Raw genomic sequence first — 25669 nt, 5'->3', positions numbered from 1 at the left:
GCGCCGCGCCATGCACCACCTCCGCGGCGTCCGCCGCATCCTCGCGCTCGTCCTGCTGCTGCTCCTGGGCCTGGCCGTGGCCGGCTGCGGCAAGCCCGGCAGCCCGCCGGTCAAGGGCCCCCAGCCCGAGGACCTGCCGACGTACCACGTCGCCACCGGCTTCACCCTGCCCGACTCGCCCACCTGGGAGCGGGCGAGGAAGCGCGGCCGGCTGATCATCGGGGTCAAGGAGGACCAGCCCTATCTCGGGGAGAAGGACCCGGCCTCCGGCCGCTACTCCGGCTTCGACATCGAGATCGCCAAGATGCTGGCGGCCTCCCTCGGCTTCGACCCCGCCACCCAGGTCGAGTTCCGCACGATCGCCTCCGCCAACCGCGAGACGGCCCTGCAGAACGGCCAGATCGACTACTACGTCGGCACCTACACCATCAACGACAAGCGCAAGAAGCAGGTCGGCTTCGCCGGTCCCTACTACCTGGCCGGCCAGTCCCTGCTGGTCCGCAAGGACGAGAAGGACATCAAGGGCCCCGAGGACCTCAAGGGCAAGAAGGTCTGCTCGGCCACCGGCTCCACCCCGTACCAGCGGATGCAGCAGGAGCACCCGGAGGCGGTGCTGGTCTCCTACGACACCTACAGCGTGTGCGTGGACAACCTGCTCACGTACCAGGTCGACGCCGTCACCACCGACGACACCATCCTCCTCGGCTACGCCGCCAAGGTGCCCGACGCGCTCAAGGTGGTGGGCAAGCCCTTCTCCACCGAGCCCTACGGCATCGGCGTGCCCCGCGGGGACACCGCCCTGCGCCTCGCCCTCGACGACGCCCTCGCCGCGCACGAGAAGAACGGCGACTGGAAGAAGGCCTACGACGCCACGCTCGGGCTGTCCGGCAACCCGGCCCCGCAACCGCCCGCCATCGACCGCTACCCGGCGAGCTGAGGGGAGCCCGTACCCGCATGTACGTCCTGACCGAGAACTTCCCGCTGTACTGGCAGGGCTTCCTCGGCACGGTCGAACTGACCGTGTACGCCTCCCTGCTCGCCCTCGTCCTGGGCTTCGTCATGGCCTCCTTCCGGGTCGCCCCCATCGGCTCCCTGCGGGTCCTCGGCACCGTCTGGGTGACCGTGCTGCGCAACACCCCGCTGACCCTGCTGTTCTTCGCGGTCGTGCTGGGCCTGCCCCGCTTCGGCCTGGTCCTGCCCTTCGAGCTGTTCGCCGTGCTGGCCCTGGGCTGCTACACCTCGGCCTTCATCTGCGAGGCGCTGCGCGCGGGCATCAACACCGTGCCCAAGGGGCAGGGCGAGGCGGCCCGGTCGCTGGGGCTGTCCTTCACCCAGACCCTGGGCGACGTGGTGCTCCCGCAGGCCTTCCGCTCGGTCATCCCGCCGATCGGCTCGACCCTGATCGCGCTCGCCAAGAACTCCGCCATCGCGGGCGCCTTCAGCGTCACCGAGCTGCTGGGCACCTACAAGACCCTCAACGAGCTGGGCTACAACATCGTCTGGACCTTCGTCTGGATCGCGGTGGGCTACCTGATCATCACCCTGTCCATCAGCGCGCTGTTCAACGTGCTGGAGAAGCGCTACGGAGTCGCCCGGTGACCGTCCACTCCCTGCACGGGGACCTCCGGTCGACCGCGCTCTACGACCTCCCCGGGCCCCGGGCCCGCCGCCGCCACCTGCTCTACGGGCTCGTCTCGACCGTGCTGGTCCTGGCCCTGGCCGGCTGGATCGTCTACCTGCTCGTCGACACCGGGCAGTTCGCCGCCGCCAAGTGGAACCCGTTCACCTACGAGGGCATCCAGCGGCTGCTGCTGCACGGCCTGGGCAACACCCTCAAGGCCTTCGCCTACGCCTCGGTGCTCTCGCTGGTGCTCGGGGCGGTGCTGGCCACGGGGCGGCTCTCGGTGCACCGGCCGGTGCGCTGGCTGGCCACGCTGTTCGTGGAGTTCTTCCGTGCCATGCCGGTGCTGGTGATGATCTTCTTCATCTTCGTGGCGCTGAAGGTCCAGCCGCTGCCCGCCCTGGTCGCGGGGCTGACCCTGTACAACGGCTCGGTGCTGGCAGAGGTCTTCCGCACCGGCATCAACGCCGTGGACCGGGGCCAGCGCGAGGCCGCGTACGCGCTCGGCATGCGCAAGACCCAGGTGATGAGCTTCGTGCTGGCCCCGCAGGCGGTCCGGGCGATGCTGCCGGCGATCATCAGCCAGCTCGTGGTGGCGCTCAAGGACACCTCGCTCGGCTTCCTGATCACCTACGAGGAGTTCCTGCACGCCGGCAAGCTGATCGCCTCGAACCTCGACTACGACCTGCCCTTCATCCCCGTGGTCATGGTGATCGCGCCGATCTACATCGGCATGTGCATGCTGCTGTCCTGGTTCGCGACCTGGGTGGCGCGCAGAGAACGGCGCAGCCTGAAGACCAGGGCGGTGGAGGTCGCCCCGGCCGAACCCGGGACGGTGCTGCCGGGACAGCTGTAGCCGCACCGAGCGGCCCCACCCGGCAGCAGCCGGAGATCACTGCTCGCGCAGCGGCACCGAGAGGTACGAGGGATCGGCGCGCGGCGAGGAGAAGGTCAGCTGTGCGCCGGTGGGGTTGTGCTCGATGTACAGGGGGTCCACGGTGTCGATCACCAGGGCGAGCCGGTGTCCGGCCGGCACGTCGTACGCCGTGGAGAACAGCTCCAGGTCCACCCCGAAGGCCTGCCCCGGGGCCTTGCCGTGGAAGGTGTACGGGGCGTTGCTGACCAGCTTGCCGATACCGAGGGGGCCGACGTCGTAGAGGTAGGCGACGAAGGTGCCGTCGCCGTGGGTGGGGGTGACGGTGGTGTGCAGCGTCACCGTGCCGCGGATCCGGCGCGCCGCGTCGTACCGTTCGGACTGCCAGACGGCGGCGAAGGCCCGCGGCAGCAGCGGGACGGACGCGGTCGGCGGGGCCTTGACGAACTGGTCGAGGGCGGCGGACAGCAGCAGGACGCCGCCGTTGGCGCCGGAGTCGACGTTCGCCCAGAGGTGCTCGGAGTCGTTCAGCGCCAGCTTCTCGGTGCCGGCCGCGCCGACCGACTTCCAGTCCGGGTAGCCCTCGTAGCCGTCGGAGGTGCGGGACTTGAGCTGAACCGGCTGCTCGCGGTCGATGCCGTTGGCCACGCCCCCCAGGTGGTGGTCGAACCAGCGGCGGGCGTTGGTCCAGGTGTCGTCGGGCAGGCCGAAGAGGCCCAGGCCCTCGGCGGTGGCGTGGTCGCCGGGGCGGAACTCCAGCCGCTTGGGGCCGGTCAGCCGCTCGTAGAAGGCCGCGTACTGGTTGGGCGGGAAGATGGTGTCGCCCCAGGCGTTGCCGAGCATCACGGCCGCGCCGCCCGCGTTGATCCGGTCGACCTGCGCGGCCGGGGAGCGCAGCCGGCCCCAGGCGATCATCTCGTCCTCCTTGTCCAGCCGGGAGGCGAGGAAGTCGCCCAGCACCTGACGGAGTTCGGGGCCGGGCCGGCCGGTCAGGGCGCCGGAGACGCCGAGCAGGCCGGCGGCCTGGAGGTGCTGGGTGCGCCCGGAGTAGATCGACTCGATCAGGTCCGCCCAGCCGCTCAGGGCGACCACGGCCTTGATCCGGTGGTCCTGCCCGGCCGCCTGGAGGCTGATCCCGGCGCCGTAGCTGACCCCGCCGACGCCGATCCGGGCGGGGTCGGCCGGGGTCCGGGCCAGGGCCCAGTCGATGACGGCGGAGACGTCGGCGACGTCCGGGGGCCCGGCCACCTCGATCTGCCCGCCGGAGAGCCAGAACCCCCGCGAGGTGTAACTGACCACGACGTAGCCGGAGTCGGCGAGCTGCTTGGCCTGGGCGACGTACTCGATCTGCGGCATCGCCCAGCTCGTGGGCAGGACGATCAGCGGGTAGGTCCGGCCGGGAGCGGCACCGGCCGGGGTCCAGACGTTGCCCTTGAGGGTGATGCCGCCGGAGCCGGGGATGTCGTGGAAGGTGATGCCGGAGGCCTGCCCGGCCTGCCCGGCCTGCTCCGTCTGCTCGGCCGGCGGCGTCGCCGCCCGGGCCTGGTGGGGGGCCAGGCCCAGGGTGGCGACGGCGAGTACGGCTGCCACGGCCGCGGCGGTGGTGGTGCGGTCCATCGGTCGCTCCTCGTGTGCGCCGGGTCGAGAAAGTGACCCGACGGTAACGGGAGGGACTTACCGCAGGTAACCCATCGGTAAGTTACGCGGTGGTAACGATCCTGGGCGGGCTCAGCCGGTCTGCGGGGCGCCGTTCAGGGCGCTCTTGGCCTTCCACTGGTCCCAGGTCAGGTTCCACTCGCCGTAGCCGTTGCCGATCTCCGCCTGGCCCTTGGAGCCCTCGCCGGTCACCTCGACCAGGTCCCCGATCTGGGCCTCGGCGAACAGCTCCTTGGCGTCGGCGTCGCTCATCCCGACGCAGCCCGAGCTGGAGTTGACGCGGCCGAAGTTGCCGGTGTTCCAGGGGGCGGCATGGATGTACATGCCGGACCAGGTCACCCGCATCGAGTAGTCGACCATCTTGTCGTAGGAGTCGCCCAGGCCCACCGTCTGGGAGTCCATCCGGATGGTGCCCTCCTTGGTCATCAGCACCATCTTCCCGGACCAGGAGGCCTTCTTGCCGCCGGGCGTACCCGCCGACACCGGGATCGTCCGGACCGTCCTGCCGTCCTCGACCACCGACATCTTCTTGGTGTCGAGGTCGACCTCCAGCCGGCGGTCCTTGCCTATCTTGAACTCGGTGTTGTAGTCGCGGGCGAACAGGCCGCTGCCCGAGTCCACGCCGTTCAGGTTCATCTGCACCTTCACCTCGGTGCCCGGCTTCCAGTACTCCTTGGGCCGCCAGTCCACCCGGTCGTTGCCGGTGTAGTCCTTGAACCAGCCCCAGGAGCCCTCGGTGTTGTTCGAGGTGGTCACCTTGAGCTGCTTCTCCACCTCGGCCTTGTTCTTCACCGGGTTGTCGAAGACCAGGGAGATCGGCTGGGCGATGCCCACCGTGCCACCGCTGGCCTTGCCCGGGACGATCGTGACCTTGTTCACCTTGTCCGCGGCCGTCGTCCTGAACTGCGTCGAGGCGCTCTGGCTGTCGGTGTTCTGCGCCTCGACCTTGTACTCGGAACCCGGCGCCGCATTGCGCTCGGAGGTCCAGGTGCGACCGTCGTCGGATATCTTGCCCGGCAGCTCACCGCCCTTGGCGTCGGTCACCTTGACCTGTGCGAGCTTGCCGTCGGCGAGGGTCACCTTCACGGGCTCGCCGGCCTTGACCTGGTCGCCCGCGAGGTTCACCGAGATGGCCATGTCCTTCTTCTTCGCCTCACCGCCCTTGGCGTCACCACCGCCCGGGCTCCCCGAACCGCCCGAGCAGGCGGTCAGGGCGGCGGCCAGCAACGCCGCGCCCGCCACGGCGGCATGGCGGCGGCCCGCCTGAAGGGACCGGCGACGCGGACGTGCGGTACGGCGTGTGCGGCTCAACGAAAACCCTCCCGAGTAATGACCGTTCGCAAAGGAGGATGCGAACGCCTCGACCTTAGGTTGCGTTCCGCGCCCGAAAACATGGCAACGGGGCTTGTGACGAGTACCGCAGCGAAACGGTCATCGTCCGGTCACAAACGCCGCTCGGCTTGGTCATCGTCCGCTGTGAAACTCCTGGTCATTCCCGTTCGGAACCATCGGAAGGTCTCCATGCCGTGTGTGCGCTGCTCGTGAACCCCGCCCCCCAGGACCAGGCCCCGGACCCCAGCCGGCCGGGGCGGCTCACCGTGCGCACGCTGACCGCGGAGGACTGGCTGGACTTCCTCGGCCGGCACCGCGGGGCGAGTTTCCTGCAATACCCGTCCTGGGCCGGAGTGAAGGACCTCTGGCGCTCGGAAAGGGTCGGATGGCACGTGCCCGGCGGTGAACTCGTCGGCGGCGCTCTCGTTCTCTACCGCCAATTTCCGGGCACCCGCAAATACTTCGCCTATCTCCCGGAAGGCCCCGTCGCCGACTGGTCCGACCCCGATCTCGACCGCTGGCTGGACCCCCTGCTGCGGCACCTGCGCGCGGCCGGCGCCTTCGCCGTCCGCATCGGCCCCTCCCCGGTCTACCGCCGCTGGGACGCGGCCACCCTCAAGGCCGCCACCGGCCCCGGCCGACAGCTCTCCGACGTTCTCGCCACCGAGGTCGACCCCCTGGGCGCCGCCCTCGCCGACCGGCTGCGCAGCCGCGGCTGGACCCGTTGCGGCGGCGAGTCCGACGGCGACGCCCAGCCCCGGCACGTCTTCCGCGTCCCGCTGACCGGCCGCACCCTGGACGACCTGTGGTCGGGCCTGAACCAGGAATGGCGCCGCAACGTCCGCAAGGCCGCCAAGGCCGGCGTGGAGACCGCCATCGGCACCGCCGCCGACCTGCCCGAGTTCTACCGGCTGCTGTGCCTGACCGAGGAGCGCGACGGCTTCCGGCTCGGCCGGTCCCTGGCGTACTACCAGCAGCAGTACGAGGTGCTGAACGCCGAACAGCCCGGCCGGATGCGGCTCTACCTGGCACGCCACGAGGGCGAGATCCTCGCCGCCCACACCATGATCGTGGCCGGCGCCCGGGTCTGGTACCAGACCGGCGCCTCCGCCGACCACCGCCGCGAGGTGCGCCCCAGCAACGCCCTGCAGTGGCGCATGCTCAAGGACGCCCACGCCCTCGGCGCCGACGAGTACGACATGCGCGGGGTACCCTCCACACTCGACCCCGCCGAACGCTCCTTCGGACTGCTGCGCTGGAAGCTCGGTACCGGTGGAGACGTCGTGGAAACGCTCGGCGAGTGGGAGACACCGATGCACGGATACGCCAACCAGACCCTCTACAAGGCCTTCCAGGCGTACCTGGCCCGCCGGTGAGCGCCACCGCCACCGCCCCGGACACCTCGGAGCAGCCCTCCGGGACGGCACCGCGGAAGCCCTCCGTGCTGCGCAGCGGCGCCCTCATGGCCGCCGGCTCGATCGTCTCCCGCGCCACCGGCTTCCTGCGCTCCGCGGTGGTCGTCGCCGCCCTCGGCACCGGACTGCTCGGCGACACCTACGCGGTGGCCAACACCGTCCCCAACATCCTGTACATGCTTCTCATCGGCGGCGCCCTCAACGCCGTCTTCGTCCCCGAACTGGTCCGCGCCGCCAAGGAGCACGCCGACGGCGGCCGGGCGTACACCGACCGGCTGCTGACCGCCTGCACCGCCGCCCTGCTCGTGCTCACGGCCACCGCGGTCCTCGCCGCCCCGCTGATCGTCGAGGCGTACACCCCCTACGACGGTGCCCGCGCGAGCACCACGGTGGCGCTGGCCCGCTACTGCCTGCCACAGATCCTCTTCTACGGGCTGTTCACCCTGCTCGGCCAAGTGCTCAACGCGCGCGGCCGGTTCGGCGCGATGATGTGGACCCCGGTCCTGAACAACCTCGTCGTCATCGCCGTCTTCGGACTCTTCCTCCACGTCGCCCACGGCTCGCCCGACGGTCTGACCGCCTCCGGCACGGCCCTGCTCGGCATCGGCACCACCACCGGCATCGTCGTCCAGGCCCTCGCCCTGGTCCCCTCGCTGCGCGCCGCCGGATTCCGCTGGCGGCCCCGCTTCGACTGGCACGGCAGCGGCCTGGCCCGGCCGCTGCGCAACGCGGGCTGGCTGGTGCTGCTCGTCCTGACCAACCAGATCGCCTACTGGGTGGTGACCCGGCTGTCCACCACCACCGGGGAGCACGCCGCCGCGGCCGGCGTGGCCGGCGGCGCGGGCTACACCGCCTACAGCAACGCCTACCAGCTGTGGATCGTCCCCCAAGGGATCGTCACCGTCTCGCTGGTCACCGCCCTGATGCCGCGGATGAGCGCCGCCGCCACCGACGGCGACCTCGCCGCCGTCCGCCGCGACGTCTCCTCCGCCCTGCGCACCAGCGCCGCCCTGGTGCTGCCCGCCGCCTGCGTCTTCGCCGCCCTCGCCCCCTGGGTGACCGGCAGCGTCTACGGGTACGGGCGCACGGGCGCGGCCGACGTCACCGTCATGGCCGGGATGCTCGCGGCCTTCGCGCCGGGCCTGGTCGCCTTCTCCGCCCAGTACGTCCTCTCCCGCGCCTTCTACGCCCTCTCCGACACCCGGACCCCGTTCTTCCTGAACCTCGTCGTCGCCGGCCTCAACGCGGGCCTGTCCGCCACCGCGTACCTGGTGCTGCCCCCGCGCTGGGCCGTCACCGGCATGGCCGCGGCCTCCTCCGTCGCCTTCACCGCGGGCGCCGCCCTCACCGCGTACACCCTGGCCCGGCGGCTGGGCCCGCGCGCGGCCGCCACCCGCGCCGAGCGCCGGGCCACCGCCCTGCGCACCCACCTGCGCCTGCTGCTCGCCTGTCTGCCCGCCGGGGCGGCCGGTCACCTGGCCGCCCGGGCCGCCGCGCCCGCCGGGGACTTCGCCGCGGTGGGCGCGGGAACCGCCGCCCTGCTGTTGATCGTCGTCCTCCTCGCCCGGCCCCTGCGGCTGACCGAGATCACCGACCTGCTGGACTCCCTGCGCCGCCGCGCCGGCCGATAGACGCATCGGCCGATAGGGGGAGGAAAGCCCTGGAACCACCTGGAATACTGACCCGATGCCACGCGTACTGCTGATCGAGGACGACCCCTCCGTACGGGAAGGGGTCTGTCTGGGCCTGCGCCGCCGTGGCCATGACGTGCGCGCCGCCGAGACCGGCGAGGAGGGCCTGGAGCTGCTCGCGGCCGTCCGGCCCGACCTCGTCCTGCTGGACCTGATGCTGCCCGGCATCAACGGCGTGCAGGTCTGCCGGCGCATCCGCGAGACCAGCCAGGTCCCGATCATCATGCTCACCGCACGCGGCGACGACTTCGACATCGTCGTGGGCCTGGAGGCCGGCGCCGACGACTACATCGTCAAACCCGCCCGCACCGAGGTCATCGAGGCCCGCATCAAGGCCGTCCTGCGCCGCCTCGCCACCCCGGTGGGCCGGCCCGAGATCGAGTTCCACGGCGAACTCGCCGTCGACCGGGCGGGCCTGACCGTCGCCCGCAACGGCGAGCGGGTGGCCCTGGCCCCCAGCGAGATCAAGCTGCTGCTGCACCTGTCCGCCTCCCCGGAACAGGTCTTCAGCCGCCAGCAGCTCCTGGAGTACGTCTGGGAGCACAGCTACCACGCCGACGCCCGCCTGGTGGACGCCTGCGTCCGCCGGCTGCGCAGCAAGATCGGCGACCCGGCCGGCAACCCCCGCTACATACAGACCGTGCGGGGCTTCGGCTACCGCTTCGGCCCGCTGTGAGCCGGGCCCGGTGACCCCGTGAGACGCATCAGGGCGATATCCCCGTGGGGCCTGCGCACCCGACTGATCGCCGCGTTCCTGCTGGTCGCGGCGATCAGCGCGGTCGGCACGGCGGCCCTGACCTACCGGCAGGCGCGCACCGCCATCCTCACCCAGAGCCAGGACACCGCCGTCGCGAGCCTGCGGGACCAGGTGGGGGAGCAGCACCTCCAACTGCCCATGGACCAGCAGCAGCTCGAACGCGTGGTGATGGAGCTCGGCAAGCGCGGCAAACCGCACGCCTGGCAGATCTACGGCGAGTACGGCAGCCTGCGCGCCGGATCCAACACCGACGGGCCGGCCGCTTCCCCGCTCATCACCGACGACATGCGCAGCCGCCTGGGCGGCGTACCGCACGGGGCCTTCCAGCGGGTCATCGGCCAGAGCGGCGCGCCGTACGTGGTCGTCGGGATGCCCGCCACCTTCGTGCAGAACGGCGTGGGGCAGCCCACCGGCGTCGTCTTCTACGCCGTCATGCCCCTGGTCACCGAGCAGCAGACGGTCAAACTGCTGGTCGATGCCGCCCGCAACGGAGCCCTGCCGGGGCTGGCCATCGCCGTGGTGCCCGCCCTGCTGGCCGCGCGCAGCGTGCTGCGCCCCGTACGGGACCTGCGCAAGGCCGCCCAGCGGATGGGCCGGGGCGAGCTGGACGCCCGGATCGAGGTCCGCGGCGCGGACGAACTCGCCGGGCTCGCCCGCACCTTCAACGAGACCGCCGGGGCGCTGGAGCACTCCGTCGAGGAGCTCCGGCAGGCCGAGGCCCGGGCCCGGCGGTTCGCCTCCGACGTCTCGCACGAGCTGCGCACCCCGCTGGCCGGCATGCTGGCCGTCACCGAGGTGCTGGACGAGGACGCCGGGCAGCTCGACCCGGACACCGCCCGCGCCCTGCGGCTCATCAGCAGCGAGACCGGCAAACTCGCCGTCCTCGTCGAGGACCTGATGGAGATCTCCCGCTTCGACGCACGCGCCGCCGAACTCAACCTGGACGACGTCGATCTCGCCGAGGCCGTCCGCAAGACCCTCGAACGCCGGCGCTGGGACGACGACCGGGTGGTCACCGACCTGCCCGACGGAGTCCGGGCCCGGCTGGACTCGCGCCGCTTCGACGTGGTGCTCGCCAACCTCGTCGGCAACGCCCTCAAGCACGGCGGCGCCCCGGTCCGGGTGTCCGTACGCACCGAGACCCGGGTCGGCGGCGACTGGCTGACCCTCCAGGTCGCCGACAGCGGCCCCGGCATCGCCCCCGAGGTGCTGCCGCACATCTTCGACCGCTTCTACAAGGCCGACGCGGCCCGCACCCGGTCCGCCGGCTCCGGACTCGGGCTCGCGATCACCAGGGAGAACGTCCACCTGCACGGCGGGACCGTCCGCGCGGCCGCCGCGCCGGCCGGCGGCGCCGTGTTCACGGTGGAGATGCCGCTGGAGGCCGGGGCATGAGGACTGCCGTGCGTACGTGGCGCACCGGGGCCGGTGCGGCCGCCGTGCTCGCCCTGGGCGGGGTGCTGCTCACCGCGGGCTGCGGCATCAAACCCACCGGAGTGGTCGAGAGCGGCCAGCCGGCGCAGGTCCCCGTGGTCATGTCCCCCTACGCCACCCAGGTGTACTTCCTCTCGCCCACCGGAGGACTGGTGCCCGTGCCGGAGTCCGGCTACCCGCCGTCCCCGCCGGTGGACGTCCTCGGGCGGCTGCTGCGCGGGCCCGGCGAGGCCGCACGCGCCGCCGGGCTGCACACCGAGCTGCCCGCGCTCACCGGGCCCCAGGAGGGCGGTCCGGCCTGGAGCGCCGGGCCCCAGGTGGGCGGTCCGTCCTGGAGCGTGGAGTACGACGGGAACGCCGAGGTGACGGTCCGGGTGCCGTTCGCGGTGCGCCCGCTGAGCACCGGCGCCCGGCTGCAGCTCGTGTGCACCGCGGCCCACACCACCGGCCGCTCCGCCTTCGACGTGGAGGTCACCCTCCTCGGCCCGGACGGCGCCCTCCCCGCCGCCCACTGCCCCAGGGGATGACCCCGGCGGGGCGGCCCCGCGCGGCCTTGCGGGGGGCGGACCCCGGCCGTCACTGTGGCCGCATGGACCGCACCGTGGACGTGCCCGACGTGTTCGACCCCCGGCTGTACGCCGAGGGACTGCCGCACGAGCGGTACCGGGTGCTGCGCGACCGGCACCCGGTCGCCTGGCAGGACGAGCCGGAGCTGCTCGGCTGGCCCGCCGGTCCCGGTTTCTGGGCGGTGACGCGGCACGCCGACGTGGTCCGGGTGCTGCGCGACCACCGCACGTACTCCTCGTACGTGGGCGCCACCCAGATCCGCGACCCCGACCCGGCCGACCTGCCGTTCATCCGCCGCACCATGCTCAACCAGGACCCTCCGGCCCACGGCCGGCTGCGCCGGCTGGCCGCCCGGGCCTTCACCCCCGCCCGGGTCGACGCCTTCGCCGGCCGGGTCCGCGAGCGGGCCCGGACGCTGCTGGCCGGTGCCCGCGACGGCGCCGAGGACGGCGTCGCCGACCTCGTGCGCACGGTCACCGACGAGTACGCCCTGCTGAACCTCACCGACCTGCTGGGCGTCCCGGCGGCCGACCGGGGCCTGCTGCTGGACTGGACCGTCCGGATCATCGGCTACCAGGACCCCGAGGACGCCCCCGCACCGGCCCGCGGCCCCGACGGCAGGCCGCTGAACCCCCGCTCCCCGGCCCTGCTCGGCGAGATGTTCGGCTACGCCCGCGAGCTGGCCGCGGCCAAGCTCCGCACCCCCGGCGAGGACCTGATGACCGCCCTGGCCCACGCCGGGCTCGCCGACGGCGAGCTGGAGATGTTCTTCTTCCTGCTCACCGTCGCCGGCAACGACACCGTCCGCAGCGCCGCTCCCGGCGGCCTGCTCGCCCTGGCCGAGCACCCGGACGTCTACCGGGAGTTCGCCGCCGGCCGGCACACCGTGGACGGCGCCGTGGAGGAGCTCCTGCGCGTCCACCCGCCCGTGCTCAGCTTCCGCCGGACCGCCGCCACCGACACCGAACTGGCCGGCCGGCCGATCCGCGCCGGGGACAAGGTGGTCGTCTTCCACGCCGCCGCCAACCACGACGAACGGGTCTTCCCCGACCCCGGACGCCTGGACCTGGCCCGCAGCCCCAACCCGCACGTCTCGTTCGGCGACGGCCCGCACGTCTGCCTCGGCGCCCATTTCGCCCGGCTCCAGCTGCGGATCCTGCACCAGGAGTGGCGGGCCGCCATGCCCGCCCCGGAGCTGGCCGGACCACCCCGCAGGCTGGTGTCCAACTTCATCAACGGCGTCACACGGCTGCCGCTGCGGGTGTCCGCGCCGCGGCCGTGACATCGGCCACCAGCTCGGTCACGTCCGGCCCGTAGGCCCGGGAGTTGACCACCTTGAGCACCAGGGCGAACGGCCGGTCCTTGTACGTGGCGGCCAGCCGCTCGTGGTGCCGGGCCAGGTACCGGGCGGCGGCCTGGTTGCTCACCGCGGTCTGCCCGGCCAGCAGGAACACCGGCCGGGCGCCCTCCCGGGTCGTCAGCCGGGCCAGCAGCACGTGCTCCACGGTGCCCTTGTCCCAGCGGTACGTCTCCCCGCCCACCGTGATCGCCCCCCGCTCCGGGCCCGGCTCGCTCCCGGTGTCGACGCGCACCCCCGGCAGCATCGAACTCAGATGGGCGGCGGTACGGGCGTTGGAGGCCGGGCCGCCGACACAGAACTCGCCGCGCTCGCCGAAGCCCTGCCGGGCGTCCTCGTGGGTGACGATCTGCACGGACGCACCACAGTCCTTGATCAGCGCGGAGATCTCCAGCAGCGCGAACGCGTCGTTGCGGTGCACCGACCGCTCGGACTCACCCATGTGCCGGCCCACCACGAACAGACAGTCCGAGCCGGTCGGCAACCCGAAGAACGCCTGCTTGCGGCGGAGTTTGCGGCGCCACAGATACGTCCGGCCGAACCAGCCGAAGCCGCCGCTCACGGCGGTGGCTATCACCCCGAGCACGATGTTGCGCACGTCGTCGTTCATGCGGCGGATCGTATCGGCGTCGACGCGCCGCTGACGTGGGCGGTGCGGTGAAGTTACAGTGCCGCTTCCAGCTCCCGAGAAGGTCCTCGCCCGGAGGTACGGATGCGTCGTCCCGCCGCACGTCAGTTAGCCCTCGTCGCGCTCGTCGGGGCGCTCGTGTCCACCGGCGCCGCCGCCCCGCCCTCGGACGCCGCCCGGACCCCAGCCAAGGAGCCCGTCGCCGCCGGCTACGGCGGGGCCGTCGCCAGCGTCGACGCCGACGCCTCCGCGGCCGGCATCGCGGTGCTGCGCTCCGGCGGGAACGCCGTGGACGCCGCGATCGCCACCGCCGCCGCACTGGGCGTCACCGAGCCCTACTCCGCCGGCATCGGCGGGGGCGGCTACTTCGTCTACTACGACGCGGCCACCCGTCGGGTGCACACCGTGGACGGCCGCGAGACCGCGCCCGCCTCCGCCACCGAGACCCTCTTCCAGGAGAACGGCGTCCCCATCCCGTTCGCCGAAGGCATGACCAGCGGCCGTTCCGTCGGTGTCCCCGGTACGCCGGCCACCTGGCGCACCGCCCTGGACGCCTGGGGCTCGCAGCCCCTGGACCGGCTGCTGCGGCCCGCCGTGAAGCTGGCCCGGGACGGCTTCACCGTCGACGCCACCTTCCGTGCGCAGACCCAGGCCAACCAGGACCGGTTCAAGGACTTCCCGGACACCGCCAAGCTGTTCCTGCCGGGCGGTCAGCTCCCCGTCGTGGGCTCCACGTTCAAGAATCCCGACCTCGCCGACACCTACACCGAGCTGGCCCGCAAGGGCACCGCCGCCCTCTACCGGGGACCCATCGCCGACGACATCGTCCGCGCGGTCCGCACGCCCCCGGTGGACCCGGCCGCCACCCGCCTCGTCCGGCCGGGCGACCTGACCGCCGCCGACCTGCGGGCGTACTCCACCAAGCGGCAGGAGCCCACCCGGGTCGGCTACCGCGGCCTGGACGTCTACAGCATGGCCCCGTCCTCCTCGGGCGGCACCACCGTCGGCGAGGCCCTCAACATCCTGGAGGGCACCGACCTGTCGCAGCTCTCCGAGGCGCAGTACCTGCACCGGTTCATCGAGGCGTCCCGGATCTCCTTCGCCGACCGGGGCCGCTGGGTCGGTGACCCGGCCGCCCAGGACGTGCCCACCCGGCAGCTGCTCTCCCAGGCGTTCGCCGACAGCCGCGCCTGCCTGATCTCCCCGGACAAGGCGCTGACCAGCCCGGTCGCCCCCGGCGACCCGCGCCACCCGGCGCCCTGCGCCACCGGCGGGCAGGCCGCCCCCACCACCTACGAGGGCGAGAACACCACCCACCTCACGGTCGCCGACCGCTGGGGCAACGTGGTCTCCTACACCCTCACCATCGAATCCACCGGCGGCAGCGCCATCACCGTCCCCGGCCGGGGCTTCCTGCTCAACAACGAGCTGACCGACTTCTCCTTCGCCCCGGCCGCCCCCGGCGTGCCGGACCCGAACCTGCCCGGACCGGGCAAGCGGCCCCGCTCGTCGATGTCGCCGACGATCGTCCTGGAGCACGGCCGGCCCGTGCTCGCGGTCGGCTCGCCGGGCGGCGCCACCATCATCACCACGGTGCTCCAGACGCTGACCGGCCACCTCGACCGCGGCCTGCCCCTGGTCGAGGCGATCGCCGCGCCGCGGGCCAGCCAGCGCAACCAGACCACCACCGAGCTGGAGCCGGGGCTGTGGAACAGCCCGCTGCGCGGCCAACTGGAGGCCCTGGGCCAGGGCTTCCGGCAGAACCCCGAGATCGGCGCCGCCACCGGCGTCCAGCGGCTCCCGGACGGGCGCTGGCTGGCCGCCGCCGAGAAGACCCGCCGGGGCGGGGGCTCGGCCATGGTGGTGCACCCGTACGGCAGGCCGTAGTGGGTGGGCGTTCCCGGGGGTGCGGCCGGCCCGCCGCGGCCCCCGGGCGGCGCCCTCAGGGCAGCGGGACGCCGCGGGCGCTGACCCAGAGCTCGTACCACTCCTCGTGGGTCAGCTCCGGCTCCCGTACGGCCGCGTCCCGGCAGGCGCGGATGCGCTCCGGGCGGGTGGTGCCGACGACCGGGGCGATGCCCGCCGGGTGACGCATCAGCCACCACAGCAGCACCGTCTCGGGCGTGGTGCCCTTCTGCCCGGCCAGACTCGCCACGAGGGCGGCGGTGGCGTGCTCGGCCTGCGTCCGCTGCCGCCCGGTGAACCGGCCCTGGGCCAGCGCGCCCCACGCCTGGAGGCGTATGCCGTGCTCGCGGCAGTGCTCCAGGGTGCCGAACGGGAACCCGTTGGCCGTGGCCTGCGCGGTGTTGAGCAGGACCCCCGCCTCGACCCAGTCGCGCCGGTGCAGGCTCATCTCCAGCTGGTTCGCCACCAGGGGCACCTCCAGCCGGGCCTGGAGCGCGGCGATCTGCGGCGCGGCCATGTTGGACACGCCGAAGTGCCGTACGAGGCCCTGCCGGTGCAGGTCGGTCAGGGCGGCCGCGATCTCGTCGGGGTCGGCCAGCGGGTCGGGGCGGTGCAGGAGCAGGACGTCGATGACGTCGGTGCGCAGCCGGGTCAGGCTCTCCTCCACCCGCTGCCTGATGCTCCCGGCCCGCAGGTCGTACCTCCCGGGGAGGGTGCCGTCGGCCAGGCGGATCCCGCACTTGGTCTGGAGCGTGATCCGCTCGCGCAGCCCCGGGGTGCGGGCCAGCACCTCGCCGAAGACCGCCTCGGACGTGCCGTGGCGGTAGATGTCGGCGTGATCGAAGGCGGTGATCCCGCTGTCCAGCGCGGCCTCGACCGCGGCCTGCGCCGCGTCGAGGTCGGCGGGACCGTACGGCTCCCCGCCCCAGCCGCCGCCCAGCCCCATGCACCCGTAGAGCACCCGCCCGGCGCCCTGCTCCTGGCCCTTGTCGTCCGTCACGGGGCCAGCCTAGGGGCGGTGGGGCGGTGGGGCCGACCGCCGCGTCCCGACGGCTTCGCGGCCGAACGGCCCAATCGGCGATGGGTTCCGCGGCGGGCGGGGGAGGGTGAGGGTGTGTCAGCACCGAACACCGTCCAACGCCTCGGCTTCGGCCTCCTCGGCTCGCTGCTCGCCGGCGGCCTGCTGCTCTCCGCCTGCGTGACCCCCGAGGGCCGCACCCACACCCGCGGCAAGGCCGTGCTGCGCCACCCGGACGGCGGCGGACCGGCCCGGCTCCGCGACCGTGCCGCGGACCGGTCGAGCCGCGCTGGAAGACCCGGATGCGGCCTGGGTGGGCCCCGGGCGCGGGGGCTAGGGTTGCGGCCATGACTCTGGAGGAACTGGGCCGCGGCAGATACGTCAGCCTCACCACGTACCGCAAGGACGGCACCCCGGTCGCCACCCCGGTGTGGGTGGTGGCCGAGGCGGGCGAGCTGTTCATCTGGACCCGCACCGACACCTGGAAGGTCAAGCGGATCCGCAACGACGCACGGGTCACCGTCGCGGCGTGCGACATCCGCGGCCGGCTGCTCCCGGGAACGCCGGTCCTGGAGGGGCGGGCGCGGCTGCTGGACGACAGCGGGCTGCGCCGGGTGCGGCAGCTGATGTCGCGGAAGTACCGGTGGCTGTTCTGGGCCGTGGACATCCCGGCCACCCTCGCCCGGCGCGGCAAGCGGCCGCACACCGCGATCGCCGTCAAGGTTTGAGGCTCCCGTAGTCCGCGCGTAACACACGTGCGGTGCAATAGCCGTCCATGGAGACGGCGATGAGCGAACTGGCCGCGTATCTACGCGGATTGACGGCGCAGCTCGACCCCGGCGCCGGGTGGTACGGCGCCTTCCTGAGCCGGGACCCGGACGGGATGCGCGCCTGCCTGGACGGCACGGCCGTGGTGCCGTGGGACGTGCTCGAATCGCTGCTCCAGGACCTGGCGGTGGTCCGGGGGGCGGACGCGGCCGCGGAGCGCACCCGGTGGGCCGCGCCGCTGCGGCGGGCGGCGGTCGCCGGGTACGACCGCCGGCCGGGCGGCGCCGAGGAACTGCACGCCCAGCTCGCGGCGGCCTCGGCGGAACGGGCCGCGGCCGAGACCGCCGTACGCGCCCTGACCGCCCGCCTCGCCGCGTCGGCCCCGCCGTGGCCGGGGGCCTCGTACGACACGGGGACGGACCCCGCGCTCCTGACCCACGAGCTCTCCTGGACCCGCGACGACCTGGCCCGCGCCACCTCCCGCTGCACCGACCTGGCCACCCGGCTGACCACCCTCGCCCGCACCCCGGCCACGCCCGGGGAGCCGGCCGCCCCCGCCGGGGGGCCGGCCGCCGCCGGGACCGCCGCCCCGCCCGAAGGCCCCCGGGGCACGGCCGAGCTGGTGGCCGAGCTGGGCGCGCTGCGCGCGCAGGGGCGCAGCGGGGAGGCGCATGCCGTGCTCTGCGAGGCCGCCGGTTGGCCCGCCCCGCGGCTGCCCGCCCTCGCGCGGGAACTGGAGCGCGGCGGATTGGCCGCGGACTGGGCGACCCTGCTGTGGGAGGCCGGTTCCCTGCCGCTGGAGCGGGTGACCGCGGCGGCCGCCGCGCTCGCCGCGGCGGGCCGGGCCCGTGACCAGCGGCTGCTGCTGCGCCAGGCCGCCGCCCGGACCGGCGACGAGATCGCCGACGCCGCCCTGGGCCTGGCCACCGTAGGGCGGGAGGCCGAGGCCGAGGCCCTGCTGGCCGCGTTCGTCCGCGACCGCACCCCGGTCGAGGCGGCCCGACTCGCCCGCCGCGCGCCCGACTGGTTCACGCCACGCCTGCTCGCCGCCGCCCACGCCGTGTCCGACGTACGGCACCGGGAGCTCCGGCACGCGCTCCGCATGGTCAAGGCCTGACCGCAACCGACCGCCAGGGGCGGGAACTTGATCGATTGGGCCAACCGTGCGCGGTGGTCTTGCCCCACGGTGTGACGGGGCTTACGGTCACGTACCTACGCATTCCGTCTACGTGCGTAGAGGCCCGGCGTCCGTCGCAAGGAGCAGCTCATGGCCCACATCGTCCGCGCCGCGCTGGTCCAGGCCACCTGGACCGGCGACACCGAATCGATGATCGCCAAACATGAGGAGCACGCCCGCAGAGCCGCTGCCCAGGGCGCGCAGATCATCGGGTTCCAGGAGGTGTTCAACGCCCCCTACTTCTGCCAGGTCCAGGAACCCGAGCACTACCGCTGGGCCGAGCCCGTTCCCGACGGCCCGACCGTGCGCCGGATGCAGGACCTCGCCCGTGAGACCGGCATGGTGATCGTCGTACCGGTCTTCGAGATCGAGAGCCAGGGCTTCTACTACAACACCGCCGCCGTGATCGACGCCGACGGCAGCTACCTGGGCAAGTACCGCAAGCACCACATCCCCCAGGTCAAGGGCTTCTGGGAGAAGTACTACTTCCGCCCGGGCAACATCGGCTGGCCGGTCTTCGACACCGCCGTCGGCAAGGTCGGCGTCTACATCTGCTACGACCGCCACTTCCCGGAGGGCTGGCGCCAGTTGGGCCTGGCCGGTGCCCAGCTCGTCTACAACCCCTCCGCCACCCACCGCGGCCTGTCCGCCCACCTGTGGCAGCTCGAACAGCCCGCCGCCGCCGTCGCCAACGAGTACTTCGTCGCCGCGATCAACCGCGTGGGCCAGGAGGAGTACGGCGACAACGACTTCTACGGCACCAGCTACTTCGTCGACCCGCGCGGCAAGTTCGTCGGCGAGGTGGCCAGCGACAAGGAGGAGGAACTCCTGGTCCGCGACCTCGACCTCGACCTGATCGACGAGGTCCGCACCCAGTGGGCCTTCTACCGCGACCGCCGCCCCGACGCCTACGGAGGACTCGTCCAGCCGTGACCGACCCCACCCCGCTGCTCAGCCGCCACCGTCAGGTCCTGCCCGACTGGCTGGCCCTGTACTACGACCGCCCCCTGGAGATCACGCACGGCGAGGGCCGCCACGTCTGGGACGCCGAGGGCAACCGCTACCTCGACTTCTTCGGCGGCATCCTCACCACCATGACCGCCCACGCCCTGCCCGAGGTCACCAAGGCGGTCGCCGACCAGGCCGGGCGCCTCATCCACTCCTCCACGCTCTACCTCAACCGGCCGATGGTCGAACTGGCCGAGCGGATCGCCGCCCTGTCCGGCATCCCCGACGCCCGGGTGTTCTTCACCACCTCCGGCACCGAGGCCAACGACACCGCCCTGCTGCTGGCCACCGCCTACCGCCGGTCCAACCAGATCCTGGCGATGCGCAACAGCTACCACGGCCGGTCGTTCACCACCGTCGGCATCACCGGCAACCGCAACTGGTCCGCCACCAGCCTCTCCCCGCTCCAGACGTACTACGTCCACGGCGCCGTCCGCGGCCGCGGCCCCTTCGCGCACCTGGACGACGCCGCGTTCACCGCGGCCGCCGTCGCCGACCTCGAGGACGTCCTCGGCCAGGCCCGCGGCGGGGTCGCCGCGCTGATCGCCGAGCCGGTCCAGGGCGTCGGCGGCTTCACCTCCCCGCCCGACGGCCTCTACGCCGCCTTCCGCGAGGTCCTCGACCGGCACGGCATCCTGTGGATCAGCGACGAGGTGCAGACCGGCTGGGGCCGCACCGGCGACCACTTCTGGGGCTGGCAGGCCCACGCCCAGAACGGGCCGCCGGACCTGCTCACCTTCGCCAAGGGCATCGGCAACGGCATGTCGGTGGGCGGCGTCGTCGCCCGCGCCGAGATCATGAACTGCATCGACACCAACTCCATCTCCACCTTCGGCGGCTCCCCGGTCACCATGGCCGCGGCCGGCGCCAACCTCGCCCACCTGCTCGACCACGACCTCCAGGGCAACGCCCGCCGCGTCGGCGGCCTGCTGCTGGAACGGTTGCGCGCGGTCTGCGCCGGCGTCCCCGCCGTCCGCGAGGTCCGCGGCCGTGGCCTGATGGCCGGCATCGAACTGACCCGGCCCGGCACCGACCGGGCCGACCCGGAAGCGGCCGCCGCCGTCCTGGAGGCGGCCCGCGAGGGCGGCCTGCTCATCGGCAAGGGCGGCGGCCACGACACCGCCGTCCTGCGCATCGCCCCGCCGCTGTCCCTCACCGTCACCGAGGCGGAGGAGGGGGCCCGGATCCTGGCCCAGGCCCTGCGCACCATCACCTGATCCCCGGGGGAGCCGCACCATGACCTTCCGCACCCTGATCCGCGGCGGTCTCGTCGTCACCGCCTCCGACGAGCTGCACGCGGACGTCCTGATCGAGGACGGCCGCGTCGCCGCCCTGGCGGCGCACGGCTCGGCCGCGGCCGAGGCCTGGACGGCCGACCGTACGTTCGACGCCACCGGGAAGTACGTGATCCCGGGCGGCGTCGACGCCCACACCCACATGGAGCTGCCGTTCGGCGGCACCTTCGCCTCCGACACCTTCGAGACCGGCACCCGGGCCGCCGCCTGGGGCGGCACCACCACCATCGTGGACTTCGCCGTGCAGAGCGCGGGCCGGTCCCTGCGGGAAGGCCTGGACGCCTGGTACGCGAAGGCCGATGGGAATTGCGCGGTCGATTACGCATTCCACATGATCGTTTCGGACGTGACGGAGCAGACCCTGAAAGAAATGGACGCACTCGTCGAAGAAGGCGTGAGTTCGTTCAAATTGTTCATGGCCTATCCGGGCGTCTTCTACTCCGACGACGGCCGGATCCTGCGCGCGATGCAAAGGGCTTCCCACAACGGTGGCCTGATCATGATGCATGCCGAGAACGGCATCGCCATCGACGTCCTCGTCAAACAGGCCCTGGCCCGCGGCGAGACCGACCCCCGCCACCACGGCGAGGTCCGCCACGTCCTGCTGGAGGCCGAGGCCACCCACCGGGCCATCCAGCTCGCCCGTGTCGCCGGCGCCCCGCTGTACGTCGTCCACGTCTCGGCCGAGGAGGCCGTGGCCGAACTGGCGGCCGCCCGGGACAAGGGCCTGCCGGTCTTCGGCGAGACCTGCCCGCAGTACCTGTTCCTGTCCACCGACAACCTGGCCGAACCGGACTTCCAGGGGGCCAAGTACGTCTGCTCCACCCCGCTCCGGCCCCGCGAGCACCAGGCGGCCCTGTGGCGGGGGCTGCGGACCGACGACCTCCAGGTGGTCTCCACCGACCACTGCCCGTTCTGCTTCAAGGGCCAGAAGGAACTGGGCCGCGGCGACTTCTCCAAGATCCCCAACGGGCTGCCGGGCGTGGAGAACCGGATGGACCTCCTGCACCAGGCCGTCGTGGACGGGCACATCAGCCGCCGCCGCTGGATCGAGATCGCCTGCGCGACCCCGGCCCGGATGTTCGGCCTCTACCCCCGCAAGGGCACCATCGCGCCGGGCTCCGACGCCGACATCGTCCTCTACGACCCGCACGCCGAGCAGGTCCTCTCCGCCGCCACGCACCACATGAACGTCGACTACTCGGCGTACGAGGGCCGGCGGATCACCGGCCGCGTCGACACCGTCCTCTCGCGCGGCGAACCCGTCGTCGAGGCCCGGCAGTACACCGGCCGGGCCGGGCACGGCTCCTTCGTCCACCGCTCCACGTGCCAGTACCTGTAAGTGAGGAACGCCATGGACTTCGGCCTCGTGCTCCAGACCGACCCGCCCGCCTCCCAGGTCGTCAGCCTGATGAAGCGCGCGGAACGCAACGGCTTCCGCTACGGGTGGACCTTCGACTCCGCCGTGCTGTGGCAGGAACCCTTCGTCATCTACAGCCAGATCCTCGCCCACACGCAGAAGCTGCACGTCGGCCCCATGGTGACCAACCCCGGCACCCGCACCTGGGAGGTCACCGCCTCCACCTTCGCCACCCTCAACGACATGTACGGCAACCGCACCGTCTGCGGGATCGGCCGCGGCGACTCCGCGATGCGGGTGGCCGGCCGGCGGCCCAACACCCTGGCCCGGCTGGGCGAGGCCATGGAGGTCATCCGGGACCTCGCCGAGGGCCGCGAGGCGGTCGTCGACGGCAACCCGATCCGCATCCCGTGGATCAAGGAGGGCAGGCTCCCGGTCTGGATGGCCGCGTACGGGCCGAAGGCCCTCGCCCTGGCCGGGGAGAAGGCGGACGGGTTCATCCTCCAGCTCGCCGACCCCTACCTCACCGAGTGGATGGTGCGGGCGGTCCGGGAGTCCGCCGCCCGGGCCGGGCGCGACCCGGACGCCCTCACCATCTGCGTGGCCGCCCCCGCGTACGTGACCGCCGACGACTCGCCCGCGGCCCTCGCCCACGCCCGCGAGCAGTGCCGCTGGTTCGGCGGCATGGTCGGCAACCACGTCGCCGACCTGGTGAGCCGGTACGGCGAGCACTCGGACATGGTCCCGGACGCCCTCACCGAGTACATCAAGGCCCGCGAGGGCTACGACTACAGCCATCACGGCCGGGCCGGGAATCCGTCCACCGACTTCGTCCCGGACGAGATCGTCGACCGCTTCTGCCTGCTGGGCCCCGCCGAGGCGCACATCGCCAAGCTGCGCGCCCTGCGCGACCTCGGCGTCGACCAGTTCGCCGTCTACGACATGCACGACGCGAAGGAGTCCACCATCGACGCGTACGGCACGCAGATCATCCCCGTACTGAACGGCTGAGCGCCGCCGCCCCTCGCCCGCCGGGCGGTCTGCGCCTCACACGGTGAACCGCACGGCCTCCAGCCAGAGGCTGTCGCTGAGGGTGCCGCCGAAGATGTAGTTGCCGGCGGCCTGGCCGAGGGGCTTGTCGCAGGCCAGGCCGCCCCAGCCGTGGGTGCGGATGTGGGCGTTCTGGCAGACCGCGCCGTCACCGACGTTGATGACGAAGCCCAGCATGTACGGGTAGTCCTTGTCGGTGCTGCCGATGTACAGGTCGATGCCGTCGGCGGCGCTGTTCCACGGGGTCTTCCAGTGCTCCTTGTGCACGTAGGCGTTCGCGGCCGTGCCCTTGGTGCCCGACGTGGCGATGTTCAGGGCCTTGAGCCGCTTGGCCTGCCCGGTGGTGCCGGCCGTGGCGCCGTCGCACACCGGCTTCTGCCAGCCGCTGCCCTCCACGAACGCCCGGTAGCAGATGTGCCGCCCGGGCTGCCGGGCGGCGAGCCGGGACACCGCGCCGGCCGCGGTGTCCGGGGCGACGGCCGGCGGCTCGGGGGCGGCCTGCGGGGCCACCTGGTTCACGGGCGGTGCCCCCCGGCTCGGGGCGGCCGGCGCGGCCGGCTCCGTGGGCGGCTGCTCGGCCTTCGGTGCGGTCTGCGGCGTGGGCTGCACCACGGGCTGCTGGGACGGCGTCGGGGCCGGAGCGGTCACCGAGGGCGGAGCCGGCACCTCGGTGGGCTCGGACACCCGGTCGGGCATCTCGCGTACGGCGGCCGTCTCGTGCGTGGCGCCGAAGTCCAGGGCGCCGCTGCCGGCCAGCGTCAAGGACAGGGCCACCGGGACGGAGGCGGCGGCGGCCACGCCCAAGGTGGTCCACACCCTGCGGCCGGGTGCCAGGCCGCGGGGCCCACGGGTCGGCCGGCGGTGGAACGCGGCGGCGAAGTCGGGCGCGGGCCGGGCGGGTTCGGGTGACTTCCTGGGCTGCGGGTTCATCGGATCCTTCAGGCTCCAGTCGGGAGGGTCACGGCGGGTGCGGCTCTTCCCCCTGCGGGGTGGGGAGGGTACATCGGCGGACCGGTCCGGCCAGGGTAACCGCTGCCCCGCTCCGGGAACCGGGGGCAAGATCGGTCAAATGGCGCTCGGCGCCCCTGACCTGGCACGCATCATTTCGGACGGTACGAAATTCTGAGGTTCTCCTGAGCCCGAAGCCAGGATTTCTGTTCTATGTTGACTGCGTGTCACCGAGGAACTGACCTCGCGGGAACGGGATTTCCATGTCCTGTTGCGCCGCCTTCCACTGCATTGTGGAGCACTCATGATCGCTGCACATGGCACTGCCGGTTCCGCCCCTTTCGTCCCCGCGGCCGAGCGCCACCGGGCGCAATTGATGAAGTACGCGAACCGCCTGACCCACGGGGACCGCCACCGCGCGGAGGACATCGTCCAGGAGACCCTCCTGAGGGCCTGGCGGCGCCCTCCGGCCACCGCGGCCGGCGACGACGAACGCCTGCTGGCCTGGCTGTACGCCGTGGCCCGCAACCTGTCCGTCGACATGTACCGCCGGGACCGCTCGGTGCCGGTGGGAGCCCTGCCGTTGCAGCTCCTCAACCGCCCGACGGACGGCGACCTCGCCGACCAGGTGGTCACCGGCCAGCTGGTCCGCACGGCGCTGGGCCGGCTCTCGGACGAGCACCGGGAGGTCATCGTCCGGGTCCACCTGTGCGACCGCACCGGCGACCAGGCCGCGCAGGAGATCGGGGTGCCGCCGGGCACCGTCAAGTCCCGTACGCACTACGCCCTGCGGGCCCTGCGGCGGGAGCTGGCGGCGTGACCAACGTCGACCCGGTCAGATGGTTCCTCGACCACCGCGAGGCGATCATGCGGTGGGCCGTCGTGCTCGGCATCGCCCTGCTGGTCCTCCTGCTGGTCCGGCACTTCGCGATGAAGCTGGGCGGCTGGGCGGCGGCCGGGCGCAAGGTGCGGCGGGAGGCGGCGGTCACGGCCGCCGCGTTCGCCTCGCCCGTGCGGGCGTGGCTGCGCTACCGGCGGGTGCTGCGGATGCTCGTACGGCGGCTCGGGGACCCGGAGAGCTGGCGCGACGCCGAACGCGCCCTGGCCGCGGCCCGGTCGGCGGCCGCGCCGGCCGTGCCGTACGCGGCACTGGTCGGCGACGTCGGAATCACCGTGCTGCTGGCCGGCCGGTCCGTGCCGGGGCCGCCGGAGCCGTGGGAGGCCGAGCCGGACCTGCCCGGGCAGTGGACCGCGCTCCGGGCGGAACTGCCGATGGTGGTGCCCGAGGCGGGGCTGAACCGGCCGGTCCTGATCGCGATCGGCGGCGAGGACGCGGCCGCCGGCCGCTGCGCCTTCCTCGACACGGCGTCGGGGCCGCCGGCCCTGGCGCTGGACGGGGACCGGCGGGCGGGCGCGGCGCTGCTGCCCGCGCTGGCCGCGCAGTTGGGGGTGCGGCTGCCCGGCGGCCAGGTCGTGGTCGCCGAGGGAGTGCTGCCGGGCTTCCCGGGCGAACCGGTGCGCGAGGCGTACCGCACGGCGAAGGACACCCCGCCGAGGCTGGGCGTCGCCCCGTTCCTGGTGACCCCCGAACTGCCGGACCCGCTGCCGCCGGAGCTGGCCGGGCCGCCGGGGGAGGTCCCGCCGATGCGGGTGGTCGTCCGCGGTCCGGGGCGTGGTTACGTCCGCCGCCTGTTCGCCGACCGGCACGGCCAACTGTGCCTGCCGGGCACGCCGTTGCTGCTGATGGCGCACGCGCTGCCGCGGGCGGTGGCGCGGACCCTGAAGCGGATCCCGCCGGTGCACCCGCC

The 25669-nt window shown here is 73.1% G+C and carries 24 protein-coding genes; 19 read left to right on the top strand and 5 right to left on the bottom strand.

Annotated elements, in window-relative coordinates:
• The first annotated feature begins 10 nt into the window (after positions 1-10).
• From EF918_RS04350 to EF918_RS04340, 3 genes are read left to right on the top strand one after another with little or no spacing between them, the layout of a single operon-like run.
• Positions 11-937 (top strand): glutamate ABC transporter substrate-binding protein, encoded by a 927-nt coding sequence (locus EF918_RS04350; RefSeq protein WP_125640917.1) that lies wholly within the window; start codon positions 11-13, stop codon positions 935-937.
• 17 nt (positions 938-954) lie between these two features.
• Entirely contained in the window at positions 955-1599 is a 645-nt protein-coding gene (locus EF918_RS04345; protein ID WP_125640914.1) for an amino acid ABC transporter permease, read from the top strand.
• Entirely contained in the window at positions 1596-2477 is an 882-nt protein-coding gene (locus EF918_RS04340; protein WP_125640911.1) for an amino acid ABC transporter permease, read from the top strand. The genes EF918_RS04345 and EF918_RS04340 overlap by 4 nt, the downstream gene beginning before the upstream one ends.
• Positions 2478-2513: 36 nt before the next feature.
• On the opposite strand, the gene EF918_RS04335 is transcribed toward EF918_RS04340, so the two are convergent.
• The gene (locus EF918_RS04335; RefSeq protein WP_125640908.1) at positions 2514-4112 is read right to left on the bottom strand and encodes an alpha/beta fold hydrolase; all 1599 of its coding nucleotides are present in this window, start codon (positions 4110-4112) and stop codon (positions 2514-2516) included.
• Positions 4113-4223: 111 nt separating this feature from the next.
• Positions 4224-5393, bottom strand: coding sequence for an Ig-like domain-containing protein (locus EF918_RS04330; RefSeq protein ID WP_125640905.1), 1170 nt, complete (start codon positions 5391-5393; stop codon positions 4224-4226).
• 356 nt (positions 5394-5749) lie between these two features.
• On the opposite strand from EF918_RS04330, the gene EF918_RS04325 reads away from it, so the two are divergent.
• The 6 genes from EF918_RS04325 to EF918_RS04300 all read left to right on the top strand — a co-directional run bounded on the left by EF918_RS04325 (position 5750) and on the right by EF918_RS04300 (position 12629).
• Positions 5750-6859 (top strand): peptidoglycan bridge formation glycyltransferase FemA/FemB family protein, encoded by a 1110-nt coding sequence (locus EF918_RS04325; protein ID WP_125641016.1) that lies wholly within the window; start codon positions 5750-5752, stop codon positions 6857-6859.
• Entirely contained in the window at positions 6856-8529 is a 1674-nt protein-coding gene (gene murJ, locus EF918_RS04320) for a murein biosynthesis integral membrane protein MurJ (protein WP_125640902.1), read from the top strand. The genes EF918_RS04325 and murJ overlap by 4 nt, the downstream gene beginning before the upstream one ends.
• Before the next feature lie 55 nt (positions 8530-8584).
• The gene (locus EF918_RS04315) at positions 8585-9265 is read left to right on the top strand and encodes a response regulator transcription factor (protein WP_125640899.1); all 681 of its coding nucleotides are present in this window, start codon (positions 8585-8587) and stop codon (positions 9263-9265) included.
• A gap of 18 nt (positions 9266-9283) precedes the next feature.
• Positions 9284-10741, top strand: coding sequence for a HAMP domain-containing sensor histidine kinase (locus tag EF918_RS04310; protein WP_260609765.1), 1458 nt, complete (start codon positions 9284-9286; stop codon positions 10739-10741).
• Positions 10738-11307, top strand: a complete 570-nt coding sequence (locus EF918_RS04305; protein WP_125640896.1) for a hypothetical protein — start codon at positions 10738-10740, stop codon at positions 11305-11307. The genes EF918_RS04310 and EF918_RS04305 overlap by 4 nt, the downstream gene beginning before the upstream one ends.
• 62 nt (positions 11308-11369) lie before the next feature.
• On the top strand, positions 11370-12629 hold the full coding sequence (locus EF918_RS04300) for a cytochrome P450 (protein ID WP_260609763.1): 1260 nt from the start codon (positions 11370-11372) through the stop codon (positions 12627-12629).
• Here EF918_RS04300 and EF918_RS04295 read toward each other — a convergent pair.
• Positions 12589-13314, bottom strand: coding sequence for a hypothetical protein (locus tag EF918_RS04295; protein WP_125640890.1), 726 nt, complete (start codon positions 13312-13314; stop codon positions 12589-12591). The two genes, EF918_RS04300 and EF918_RS04295, sit on opposite strands and share 41 nt — an antisense overlap.
• A 102-nt stretch (positions 13315-13416) precedes the next feature.
• Here EF918_RS04295 and ggt point away from each other — a divergent pair, with 102 nt between their 5' ends.
• Positions 13417-15219 carry a gamma-glutamyltransferase gene (gene ggt, locus EF918_RS04290; RefSeq protein WP_125640887.1) on the top strand — a complete coding sequence of 601 codons (1803 nt, stop codon included), beginning with the start codon at positions 13417-13419 and terminating at the stop codon, positions 15217-15219.
• 55 nt (positions 15220-15274) lie between these two features.
• Here ggt and EF918_RS04285 read toward each other — a convergent pair whose 3' ends face one another.
• Entirely contained in the window at positions 15275-16237 is a 963-nt protein-coding gene (locus EF918_RS04285) for an aldo/keto reductase family oxidoreductase (protein ID WP_260609761.1), read from the bottom strand.
• A gap of 114 nt (positions 16238-16351) precedes the next feature.
• On the opposite strand from EF918_RS04285, the gene EF918_RS04280 reads away from it, so the two are divergent.
• From EF918_RS04280 to EF918_RS04250, 7 genes are all read left to right on the top strand, one after another.
• On the top strand, positions 16352-16606 hold the full coding sequence (locus EF918_RS04280) for a hypothetical protein (protein ID WP_125640884.1): 255 nt from the start codon (positions 16352-16354) through the stop codon (positions 16604-16606).
• Positions 16603-16983 (top strand): PPOX class F420-dependent oxidoreductase, encoded by a 381-nt coding sequence (locus EF918_RS04275; protein WP_125640881.1) that lies wholly within the window; start codon positions 16603-16605, stop codon positions 16981-16983. Before EF918_RS04280 ends, EF918_RS04275 begins: the two co-directional genes overlap by 4 nt.
• A gap of 59 nt (positions 16984-17042) precedes the next feature.
• Positions 17043-18140, top strand: a complete 1098-nt coding sequence (locus EF918_RS04270; RefSeq protein WP_125640878.1) for a hypothetical protein — start codon at positions 17043-17045, stop codon at positions 18138-18140.
• Positions 18141-18290: 150 nt separating this feature from the next.
• Positions 18291-19133, top strand: a complete 843-nt coding sequence (locus tag EF918_RS04265) for a nitrilase-related carbon-nitrogen hydrolase (RefSeq protein WP_125640875.1) — start codon at positions 18291-18293, stop codon at positions 19131-19133.
• Positions 19130-20425 (top strand): aspartate aminotransferase family protein, encoded by a 1296-nt coding sequence (locus tag EF918_RS04260; protein WP_260609759.1) that lies wholly within the window; start codon positions 19130-19132, stop codon positions 20423-20425. The genes EF918_RS04265 and EF918_RS04260 overlap by 4 nt, the downstream gene beginning before the upstream one ends.
• Positions 20426-20444: 19 nt before the next feature.
• Positions 20445-21845, top strand: a complete 1401-nt coding sequence (gene hydA, locus EF918_RS04255) for a dihydropyrimidinase (protein WP_125640872.1) — start codon at positions 20445-20447, stop codon at positions 21843-21845.
• Positions 21846-21857: 12 nt separating this feature from the next.
• Positions 21858-22874 carry a TIGR03842 family LLM class F420-dependent oxidoreductase gene (locus EF918_RS04250; RefSeq protein ID WP_125640869.1) on the top strand — a complete coding sequence of 339 codons (1017 nt, stop codon included), beginning with the start codon at positions 21858-21860 and terminating at the stop codon, positions 22872-22874.
• Positions 22875-22910: 36 nt separating this feature from the next.
• Here EF918_RS04250 and EF918_RS04245 read toward each other — a convergent pair whose 3' ends face one another.
• The gene (locus tag EF918_RS04245; RefSeq protein ID WP_125640866.1) at positions 22911-23843 is read right to left on the bottom strand and encodes a hypothetical protein; all 933 of its coding nucleotides are present in this window, start codon (positions 23841-23843) and stop codon (positions 22911-22913) included.
• A 322-nt stretch (positions 23844-24165) separates the two neighbouring features.
• On the opposite strand from EF918_RS04245, the gene EF918_RS04240 reads away from it, so the two are divergent.
• Entirely contained in the window at positions 24166-24681 is a 516-nt protein-coding gene (locus EF918_RS04240) for a sigma-70 family RNA polymerase sigma factor (RefSeq protein WP_125640863.1), read from the top strand.
• On the top strand, positions 24678-25669 hold a 992-nt coding region (locus EF918_RS04235), incomplete at its 3' end, for a hypothetical protein (RefSeq protein ID WP_125640860.1). The genes EF918_RS04240 and EF918_RS04235, both read left to right, overlap by 4 nt.

Origin of the sequence: Streptomyces sp. WAC06614 (assembly GCF_003949795.1) — a bacterium.
Classification (GTDB): Bacteria; Actinomycetota; Actinomycetes; order Streptomycetales; family Streptomycetaceae; genus Streptomyces.
The sequence above is the reverse complement of the archived record's forward strand: the minus strand, read 5'-3'. Positions and strand labels throughout refer to the sequence as shown.

Coding starts and splice junctions, on each gene's coding strand:
- EF918_RS04350 (WP_125640917.1), top strand. CDS start 11: ATGCACCACCTCCGCGGCGTCCGCCGCATCCTCGCGCTCGTCCTGCTG.
- EF918_RS04345 (WP_125640914.1), top strand. CDS start 955: ATGTACGTCCTGACCGAGAACTTCCCGCTGTACTGGCAGGGCTTCCTC.
- EF918_RS04335 (WP_125640908.1), bottom strand. CDS start 4,112: ATGGACCGCACCACCACCGCCGCGGCCGTGGCAGCCGTACTCGCCGTC.
- EF918_RS04315 (WP_125640899.1), top strand. CDS start 8,585: ATGCCACGCGTACTGCTGATCGAGGACGACCCCTCCGTACGGGAAGGG.
- EF918_RS04305 (WP_125640896.1), top strand. CDS start 10,738: ATGAGGACTGCCGTGCGTACGTGGCGCACCGGGGCCGGTGCGGCCGCC.
- EF918_RS04300 (WP_260609763.1), top strand. CDS start 11,370: ATGGACCGCACCGTGGACGTGCCCGACGTGTTCGACCCCCGGCTGTAC.
- EF918_RS04295 (WP_125640890.1), bottom strand. CDS start 13,314: ATGAACGACGACGTGCGCAACATCGTGCTCGGGGTGATAGCCACCGCC.
- ggt (WP_125640887.1), top strand. CDS start 13,417: ATGCGTCGTCCCGCCGCACGTCAGTTAGCCCTCGTCGCGCTCGTCGGG.
- EF918_RS04275 (WP_125640881.1), top strand. CDS start 16,603: ATGACTCTGGAGGAACTGGGCCGCGGCAGATACGTCAGCCTCACCACG.
- EF918_RS04270 (WP_125640878.1), top strand. CDS start 17,043: ATGAGCGAACTGGCCGCGTATCTACGCGGATTGACGGCGCAGCTCGAC.
- EF918_RS04265 (WP_125640875.1), top strand. CDS start 18,291: ATGGCCCACATCGTCCGCGCCGCGCTGGTCCAGGCCACCTGGACCGGC.
- hydA (WP_125640872.1), top strand. CDS start 20,445: ATGACCTTCCGCACCCTGATCCGCGGCGGTCTCGTCGTCACCGCCTCC.
- EF918_RS04250 (WP_125640869.1), top strand. CDS start 21,858: ATGGACTTCGGCCTCGTGCTCCAGACCGACCCGCCCGCCTCCCAGGTC.
- EF918_RS04245 (WP_125640866.1), bottom strand. CDS start 23,843: ATGAACCCGCAGCCCAGGAAGTCACCCGAACCCGCCCGGCCCGCGCCC.
- EF918_RS04240 (WP_125640863.1), top strand. CDS start 24,166: ATGATCGCTGCACATGGCACTGCCGGTTCCGCCCCTTTCGTCCCCGCG.